The organism is Burkholderia sp. Se-20378, from assembly GCF_017104665.1.
GTDB lineage: Bacteria > Pseudomonadota > Gammaproteobacteria > Burkholderiales > Burkholderiaceae > Burkholderia > Burkholderia lata.
The window spans coordinates 1-7580 of record NZ_JAAGPG010000408.1; the positions used below are offsets into that span (position 1 = coordinate 1).

The 7580-nt window shown below is 67.4% G+C and carries 7 protein-coding genes; 4 read left to right on the forward strand and 3 right to left on the reverse strand.

The genetic code is table 11. The annotated features are described in order from the left end of the window. Positions 1 to 131 precede the first annotated feature (131 nt). Together G3N93_RS29595 and G3N93_RS29600 are read left to right on the forward strand one after the other, a co-directional pair. Positions 132 to 2273 (forward strand): phosphocholine-specific phospholipase C, encoded by a 2142-nt coding sequence (locus tag G3N93_RS29595; RefSeq protein ID WP_206134547.1) that lies wholly within the window; start codon positions 132 to 134, stop codon positions 2271 to 2273. A gap of 141 nt (positions 2274 to 2414) precedes the next feature. After that, entirely contained in the window at positions 2415 to 3101 is a 687-nt protein-coding gene (locus G3N93_RS29600; protein ID WP_206134548.1) for an HAD family phosphatase, read from the forward strand. Between the two features lie 12 nt (positions 3102 to 3113). Here G3N93_RS29600 and G3N93_RS29605 read toward each other — a convergent pair whose 3' ends face one another. The 3 genes from G3N93_RS29605 to G3N93_RS29615 form a co-directional block, all read right to left on the reverse strand. Next, positions 3114 to 4001 carry a LysR substrate-binding domain-containing protein gene (locus tag G3N93_RS29605; RefSeq protein WP_206134549.1) on the reverse strand — a complete coding sequence of 296 codons (888 nt, stop codon included), beginning with the start codon at positions 3999 to 4001 and terminating at the stop codon, positions 3114 to 3116. A 121-nt stretch (positions 4002 to 4122) separates the two neighbouring features. Next, a complete protein-coding gene (locus G3N93_RS29610) occupies positions 4123 to 4494 on the reverse strand; it encodes a cupin domain-containing protein (RefSeq protein WP_174982562.1) in 372 nt (123 codons plus the stop codon). A gap of 77 nt (positions 4495 to 4571) precedes the next feature. Continuing rightward, positions 4572 to 5690 (reverse strand): polyamine ABC transporter substrate-binding protein, encoded by a 1119-nt coding sequence (locus tag G3N93_RS29615; RefSeq protein WP_174933593.1) that lies wholly within the window; start codon positions 5688 to 5690, stop codon positions 4572 to 4574. A gap of 271 nt (positions 5691 to 5961) precedes the next feature. Between G3N93_RS29615 and G3N93_RS29620 the strand changes: the two genes are divergently transcribed. Together G3N93_RS29620 and G3N93_RS29625 are read left to right on the forward strand one after the other, a co-directional pair. Further along, positions 5962 to 6813 carry a helix-turn-helix transcriptional regulator gene (locus G3N93_RS29620; RefSeq protein ID WP_206134550.1) on the forward strand — a complete coding sequence of 284 codons (852 nt, stop codon included), beginning with the start codon at positions 5962 to 5964 and terminating at the stop codon, positions 6811 to 6813. 44 nt (positions 6814 to 6857) lie between these two features. Next, complete coding sequence (locus G3N93_RS29625; protein ID WP_206134551.1) at positions 6858 to 7520, forward strand: ankyrin repeat domain-containing protein; 663 nt, start codon at positions 6858 to 6860, stop codon at positions 7518 to 7520. Positions 7521 to 7580 lie beyond the last annotated feature (60 nt).

Genomic DNA, 7580 nt, shown 5'->3' on the forward strand with positions numbered 1-7580 from the left:
CGTCGTGGCGCCGGGCGCCGGCCCGTGCCCCGCATCGGGCACGACGGCGCTGTAATCGCCGTCGCTGAACTCGCAGCTGCGCTGCGCGCCGTAACGCGCGCGCCTTTCCGGGACGACCTACCTTCTCGACCATGACTTCCATCGACCGCCGTTCGTTTCTCCGTGCCGCCGCCGCCGGCACGGCCTTCTCGATGTTCCCGCCGGCGATCCGGCGTGCGCTCGCGATTCCGGCCAACAACCAGACCGGCACGATCAACGACGTGCAGCACGTCGTGATCTTCATGCAGGAAAACCGCTCGTTCGACCATTACTTCGGCACGATGCCCGGCGTGCGCGGCTTCGGCGATCGCCTGACGATCCCGCAGCCGGGCGGCACGCCCGTGTGGCAGCAGAACGACGGCAAGCGCCCGGTGCTGCCGTTCTACCTCGACAGCACGAAGGGCAATGCGCTGCTCGTCGGCGGCGCGCACTCGTGGACCGATTCGCACTCGGCGTGGGACAACGGCCGGATGACCGCGTGGCCCGCGTCGAAGGGCGATGCATCGATGGGCTACCTGCGGCAGTCCGACCTGCCGTTCCACTTCGCGCTCGCGAACGCGTTCACGCTGTGCGACGCGTATCACTGCTCGCTGCACGGCGGCACCAACTCGAACCGGATCTTCCTGTGGACCGGCACGAACGGCCCGACGGCATCGTCGAACGTGGCCGTCGTGAACAACGACGGCTGGGACGGCCTCGGTTCGTCGAAGACGGGCCTGACGTGGACGACCTACCCGGAGCGCCTGCAGGCGGCCGGCGTGAGCTGGAAGGTCTACCAGAACATGCCGGACAACTACACCGACAACCCGCTCGCGGGCTTCGCGACGTTCCGCAAGGTCAACGAGACCGTGCCGGGTTCGCCGAATGCGCCCTATACGCCGGCGATGGAAGCGCTGTCGCCGCTGTACAAGGGGATCGGCAACACGATGCCCGACGGCGGCTTCCTGCAGTCGCTCGCCGACGACATCGCGGCGAACCGGATGCCGCAGGTGAGCTGGATCGTGTCGCCCACTGCGTACTGCGAGCACCCGGGCGCATCGACGCCGGGGCAGGGCGCGTACTACCTGCAGCGCCTGCTCGACACGCTGACCGCGAACCCCGACGTGTGGAGCAAGACCGTGCTCATCGTGAACTACGACGAGAACGACTGCTTCTTCGATCACATGCCGCCGCCGAACGCGCCGTCGCGCAACGCGGACGGCACGTACGCGGGCAAGTCGACCGTGACCACGCAGTACGAGTACTTCACCGTGCCGAACCCGTCCGGCGATTCGTCGCCGCTCGCGCCGGACGGCCGCCCGTACGGGCCGGGCCCGCGCGTGCCGATGTTCGTCGTGTCGCCGTGGAGCACGGGCGGCTGGGTCAACTCCGAGGTGTTCGACCATACGTCGGTGCTGCGCTTCATCGAGCAGCGCTTCGGCGTGCAGGAGCCGAACATCAGCCCGTGGCGCCGCGCGGTGTGCGGCGACCTGACGTCGGCCTTCAACTTCAAGAACCCGAACGGCAACCCGACGACGTCGTTCCCGGCGCCGACCAAGGCCGCGGCCGACGCGCAGCACGTGCAGCAAAGCCTGCAGGGCGCGGTGCCGGTGCCGTCGGTCAGCACGCAGCAGATGCCGGCGCAGCCGGCCGGTACGCGCCCGTCGCGTGCGCTGCCGTACGAGCTGCACACGAGCGCGAGCGCCGATGTGTCGGGCGGGCTGGTGTGGCTCACGTTCAGCAATACCGGCACGGCCGGTGCGGTGTTCCATGTGTACGACAAGCTGCATCTCGATCGCGCGCCCCGCCGCTATACGGTCGAAGCGGGCAAGCAGTTGTCGGATTCGTGGCGCGCGGTGGCCGACGATGCGGGCAACTACGACTTGTGGGTGCTCGGGCCGAACGGCTTCCTGCGCGAATTCCAGGGCAACGTCGCGAAGGCCGCGAGCGGGCCCGTGCCGGAGATCCGCGTGTGCTACGACCCGGCGAACGACGCCGTGTACCTGACGATCATGAACGTCGGCAACGCGGCGAGCCAGGTGACGGTCACGTCGAACGCGTATCGCACCGACGGCCCGTGGAGCTACCCGGTGCCGGCCGGGATGCAGGTCGAGCCGTACTGGACGCTCGCCGCGTCGAGCGGCTGGTACGACTTCACGCTGACGGCCGAGAACGGTCTCATGCGCCGCTTCGCGGGCCGCGTCGAGACCGGCAAGGACAGCATCAGCGATCCGGCGATGGGCGTGTCCAGCTGACCGGCGCCGGCCGCGCGGCCGGCGTCGCATCACCGGTTGCCGCCGGCGCGCCGACCCGCGCCGGCGGCGTTTTGTGCGCGGCCTCGATTCGACGGGGCCGCGCGTTTTTCATTCATTCCCGTTCACACGACGCTTCATTCGATGACGCAACTCGCGCTTTTCGATCTCGACTTCACCCTCATTCCGTTCGACAGCGACCAGGCCTGGGGCCATTTCATGGTCGAGCATGGCCTGATCGACGCGGCCGAATTCGCCCGCATCGACGCTGCGTTCGCGGCCGGCTACGCGGCCGGCACGCTCGACATCCATGCGCACCTGTGCAACATGCTCGCGCCGCTCGCCCGCTATTCGCGGGAACGGCTCGCGCACTGGCACGCGTGCTTCATGGCCGACGTCGTGCGGCCCGCGATCTCGCCGGCTGCGCTCGACCTCGTGCGTCACCATCGCGCGCGTGGCGACCTGTGCTGCGTCGTCACCGCGACGAATGCGTTCATCACGCGGCCGATCGCGCGCGTGTTCGGCATCGATGCGCTGATCGCATGCGAGCTCGAAACCGTCGACGGGCGGCCCGATTCGCGCTATACGGGGCGTCCGTCCGGCGTGCCGAGCTATCGGGAGGGGAAGATCGTGCGCACCGACGCATGGCTCGCGTCGCGCGGGCTCGCGTGGTCCGACTTCGAACGCAGCTGGTTCTACAGCGATTCGCACAACGACATACCGCTGCTCGAGCGTGTCACCGACGCGGTCGCAACCAATCCGGACGAGCGGCTGCGCGCGCTGGCGACGGCACGCGGGTGGCAGATCGTGGAGCTGTTCGAAACGGTGTGAGCGTGCGCGCCGTCACGCGCAGGCGCGCGTGCTTTCGTCGTGGCGTTCGACGTTGGCCATGAACGCGGTAATCAGCCGCGTGTCGGCGCGCGCATCGAGGTAGTACAGGTATTCGTGCATCGGCGGCAGATCGTCGACGAACGCGACCGCGCGCAGTTCCGGATGCGCGCCGACCTCGCCGCGCGGCATCAGCGTGCAGCCCATGTCGTGCCGCACGGCTTCGCGGATCGCTTCGCGACTGCCGAGCTCGATCGCGTTCACGGGCAGCCCGATGCCTGCGTGCTTCAGCACGTGCTCCATCAGCGCGCGCGTGCGCGAGCCGGCCTCGCGCAGCAGCAGCGTCTCGCCCGCCAGCGCGGCGAGCAAGACCGACTCGCGCGCGGCGAGCCGATGCGAGCGGTGCACGACCAGCACGAGCGGATCGTTCGCGATCGTATGCCGCACGAAACGCGGATCGTCGTCGCGCTGCGACGACACGGCGACGTCGCAGCGGAAATCGACGAGCGCGTCGAGCACCTGCTGCGAGTTGCCGATCTCGATGCTGATCTTCACGGCCGGATACTGGCGCCGGAACGCGGCGATCGCGGGCAGGATGTAGAACGGGCCGGTCGTGCCGACGCGCAGGTTGCCGGTATGCAGTTCGCGCTCGTTGCGCAGCGCGAAATCGATATCGTTCTCCATCTGCAGCATCTGGCCGATCATCGGCATCAGCGACGCACCCGCGTCACTGAGATCGAGACGGTTGCCGCGGCGATGGAACAGCTCCACACCGTAATGGCGTTCGAGCTGCTGGATGCGCGACGTGATCGTCGGCTGGCTCACGTCGAGGCGCTTCGCGGCTGCGGTCACGCTTCCCTGGCGGGCGGTTTCGTAGAAGGCGGCGAGAAGCAGGGCAAGCATGGCGACACACGGGACGAGACGTGCGGAAATTACCGGCCGCGTGTGTCAATTCCATGTCATTGGCGTGGATGTGCGTGGCAAATTGGGGCGCGATGTGGCGCGCCTGACACGCGGCCGTCGCTTATTCGGGCGGCTGCTCGTCGTACGCGACGAAGATCTTCCGCGTGCGTTCGACGACTTCCCAGGTGCCGCGAAAGCCCGGCGGAATCACGAAGCGATGGCCGGCGCGAAGGGTTTTCGCGTTGCCTTCCTCGTCGGTGATCACCGACGTGCCTTGCAGGATCTCGCAGTATTCCGCTTCGGTATACGCGACCTTCCAGCGGCCGGGCGTGCTTTCCCAGATGCCGGTCGAGAAGCGGCCACACGGGCTCGTGAAGCCGGGGGTGAGCGTCTGCAGCGGGTCGCCGTCAAGCAGTTTCTCGGGCGCGACGCGATACGTGGTCGGCTCGCCTTGCGGGGCGAGTGCGTCGGTAATGGATGAAACGTCGATCATGGACAACATCCTTCTTCGGGTTGAGCGGAGCGCGCCGCCGGCGCGTCCGCAGGATTGTATGCCGGCGGCGGGCCCGGTCAGTTGCCGGTTTTCAGTTGCTGCCACAGGCGGTTCTCGAGTCGCGCGATGTCCGCCGAACGCGGCTTCGAGAGCGTCATCCGGTCGAGTACGTCGGCGGGCAGGTACACGTTCGGATCGTGCGCGACGGCCGGCGTCACGTACTGATGGGCCGCCCGGTTCGCGCTCGGGTAGTAGATCTCGTTGGTGATGTCCGCGTTGACCTTCGGGTCCTGGATGTAGTTGATCCATTGCAGCGCGGCCTCCGGATGCGGCGCATCCTTCGGAATCGCCATCACGTCGAACCACAGGATGCCGCCTTCCTTCGGGTTCGCATAACGGATCTCGTAGCCGCGCTTCGCCGCGATCGCCTCGCGGCGCGCGACGCTGACGTCGCCCGACCAGCCCAGCACGACGCAGACGTCGTTGTTCGCGAGGTCGTTGTTGTAACCCGACGAGTTGAACTGCGTGATGTACGGGCGCACCTGCTTCAGCATGTCGAACGCCGCGTGGTAGTCGGCCGGGTTCTTGCTGTTCGGATCCTTGCCGATGTACTGGAGCGCGGCGGCGAACACGTCGTCCGGCGCATCGAGGAACGACACGCCGCAGCTTTTCAGCTTCGCCACGTTGGCCGGATCGAACACCAGTGCCCAGCTGTCGAGCGGCGCGCCGTCGCCGAGTGCCTTCCTGACCGCCTGCACGTTGTAGCCGACCCCGTCGGTGCCATAGGCCCACGGCACGCCGTACTGGTTGCCCGGATCGGATTCCGCGATTTTCTTCATCAGCGCGGGATCGAGGTTCGCGAGGTTCGGCAGCTTCGACTTGTCGAGTTTCTGGTACACGCCGGCCTGGATCTGCTTCGCCATGTAGTTCGAGGTCGGCACGACGATGTCGTAGCCGGAGCTGCCGGCCAGCAGCTTCGACTGCAGCGTGTCGTCGCTGTCGTAGACGTCGTAGCGGACGTGAACGCCCGTCTGCTTCTGGAAATCGGGAATCGTGGTTTTCGCGATGTACTCGGACCAGTTGTAGACGTTCAGTTCGGTATCCGCAGCATGCGCGGGTATCGCCGACAGCGGCGCGAAACAGGCGGCGGCTGCGATCGCAACCGGGAAGGCGAGACGGAAAGCGCGGACGATCATGGTCACTCCCTTTCGAAACGAGGGCGGCGCGTGGCATCGCGCACGCGCGCCGCGGGTCGGTCGATGAGGCTCGCGGCGGTTCGCTGCGCTGCGTGTGCGCACCGGCGGGCCTCGCCGAATCTCGGGGATGACTGTATGCGGCGGCTGTTGGCGTGTCTGTCCATGAAATCCGTACAGCGGACCCGCGGCATGCACCGGAAACCCGCGCGAGGGAATTGGCAGCGCACTTTTGGCGTGGTAACGGTAAGCGTCCCGTTCTCCCGTGCATCGTATGACCGACCATGACGCCGCTACGACGATCGATATCCAGCTGGGCCAGCTCGTCTTCATGTCCGACGCGCTGTCGGCCGTGGCCGCCGCGATCGGCTCGCCGGATTTCGTCGCGGTCGTGTTCGAGAGCCTGACGCGCATCGTCGATTGCGATTCCATTCATCTCGATTACGAGGACGAATCGCTGCGCGATCGCCGGGTCGGCTGGATCGGCAGCTACGGCACCTATCCGGACCAGATCGAGCGCACGATGACACGCTATTACCGCGATTTCGCGCGGATCGACACGACATTCGACTGCATCCGCGGCGAACGCGACACGCAGTTGCTGCAGCTCTCGACGCTGCGGCTGAACCCCGAGATCCGGCGCGCGTTTTACGACACCGAGGACATCCACGACGAGTGCGTGGTCACGTATCGCGTGGACGAGCTGACCTATGCGCTGTCGGTGTGCCGCGCGCGACGGCTGCCGGCGTTTTCGCTGAAGGAGCTGAGCATCGTCCGGCACGTCGCGCTGATCGTGTTGCCGCTGGCGGTCGCGCATCGTCGCATCGTCGGCGACCGCCCGGCCGGTGCGGATGCGCCGCACGCGCAGGAAAGCGGTGCCGCGCAGCGCTTGAACGACGTGTTCGGGAAGCTGACGTCCCGCGAATCGGAGGTGTGTGCGCGGCTCATTCGCGGCAGGAAGACGCAGGACATCGCGCACGAACTCGGCATCCGGCCGTCGTCGATCGATACCTACGCGCGGCGCGCATTCGCGAAGCTCGGCATCGAATCACGCCGCCAGCTGCTGAACCTGCTGCTGGATCATGATGTGCTCGATGCGTCGTCGGCCCGGCGAGGCATTGCGTGATCGCGCGCTACGATAGCGCTGGCGCGATACACGAGGAGAGCCGCTTGGGCATCACATGGGATGGAGTCACGGGCGCCGACGTGCTCGACGACGCGCAGGTCGCGAGCCGGCACGCGTTGGCCGATGCGGCGCGCGATGGCGACTGGGCGACGGTGCTGGATCTCGTCGAGAAGCAGTCGAGGCTCGTCAATGCGACGCGGCTGGGCGGGACGTCGCTCTATACGCCGCTACATCAGGCTGCATACGGCGGCGCACCGAAAGAGGTGGTCGTCGCGCTGTTGCAGCTCGGCGCATGGCGCATGCTGCGCGATGCACAGGGGGCGCGCCCGGTCGATCTTGCCGAGCGGCGCGGGCATCGACCTCTCGTCGATCTGCTGACGCCGCAGCCGCGGCGTTTCGTGCCGGACGAGACACTGTGTGACATCCAGCGCCACTTCCACGACATGATTCGCGGCCGCATCGCCCGCCTGCGCGTCGACGCGCTGCGCCTGCCCGAACTCGAGCCGCTACTCGAACTCGACGCGCAGGCCGAACGCGTATGGTTCGCGGTGCCGGGCATGTACGGCGGGTTCGGCTATGCGCTGCGCAACGACGGCGCGGCGGCCGTGCTCGTGTCCGAAAGCTGGAGCCGCGTGGTCGGCGGCTCGGGCCAGCGGCACGAGATCACGGCGCGCGGCAGCACGCTCGTCGAAGAAGGCTTCGTGTGACGGCGTTGCGCCGCCACGTGACCGCTCAGGCGACCGCCGTGTCCGTTGCGGCGACGGCGG

Coding starts and splice junctions, on each gene's coding strand:
- G3N93_RS29595 (WP_206134547.1), top strand. CDS start 132: ATGACTTCCATCGACCGCCGTTCGTTTCTCCGTGCCGCCGCCGCCGGC.
- G3N93_RS29600 (WP_206134548.1), top strand. CDS start 2,415: ATGACGCAACTCGCGCTTTTCGATCTCGACTTCACCCTCATTCCGTTC.
- G3N93_RS29605 (WP_206134549.1), bottom strand. CDS start 4,001: ATGCTTGCCCTGCTTCTCGCCGCCTTCTACGAAACCGCCCGCCAGGGA.
- G3N93_RS29610 (WP_174982562.1), bottom strand. CDS start 4,494: ATGATCGACGTTTCATCCATTACCGACGCACTCGCCCCGCAAGGCGAG.
- G3N93_RS29615 (WP_174933593.1), bottom strand. CDS start 5,690: ATGATCGTCCGCGCTTTCCGTCTCGCCTTCCCGGTTGCGATCGCAGCC.
- G3N93_RS29620 (WP_206134550.1), top strand. CDS start 5,962: ATGACCGACCATGACGCCGCTACGACGATCGATATCCAGCTGGGCCAG.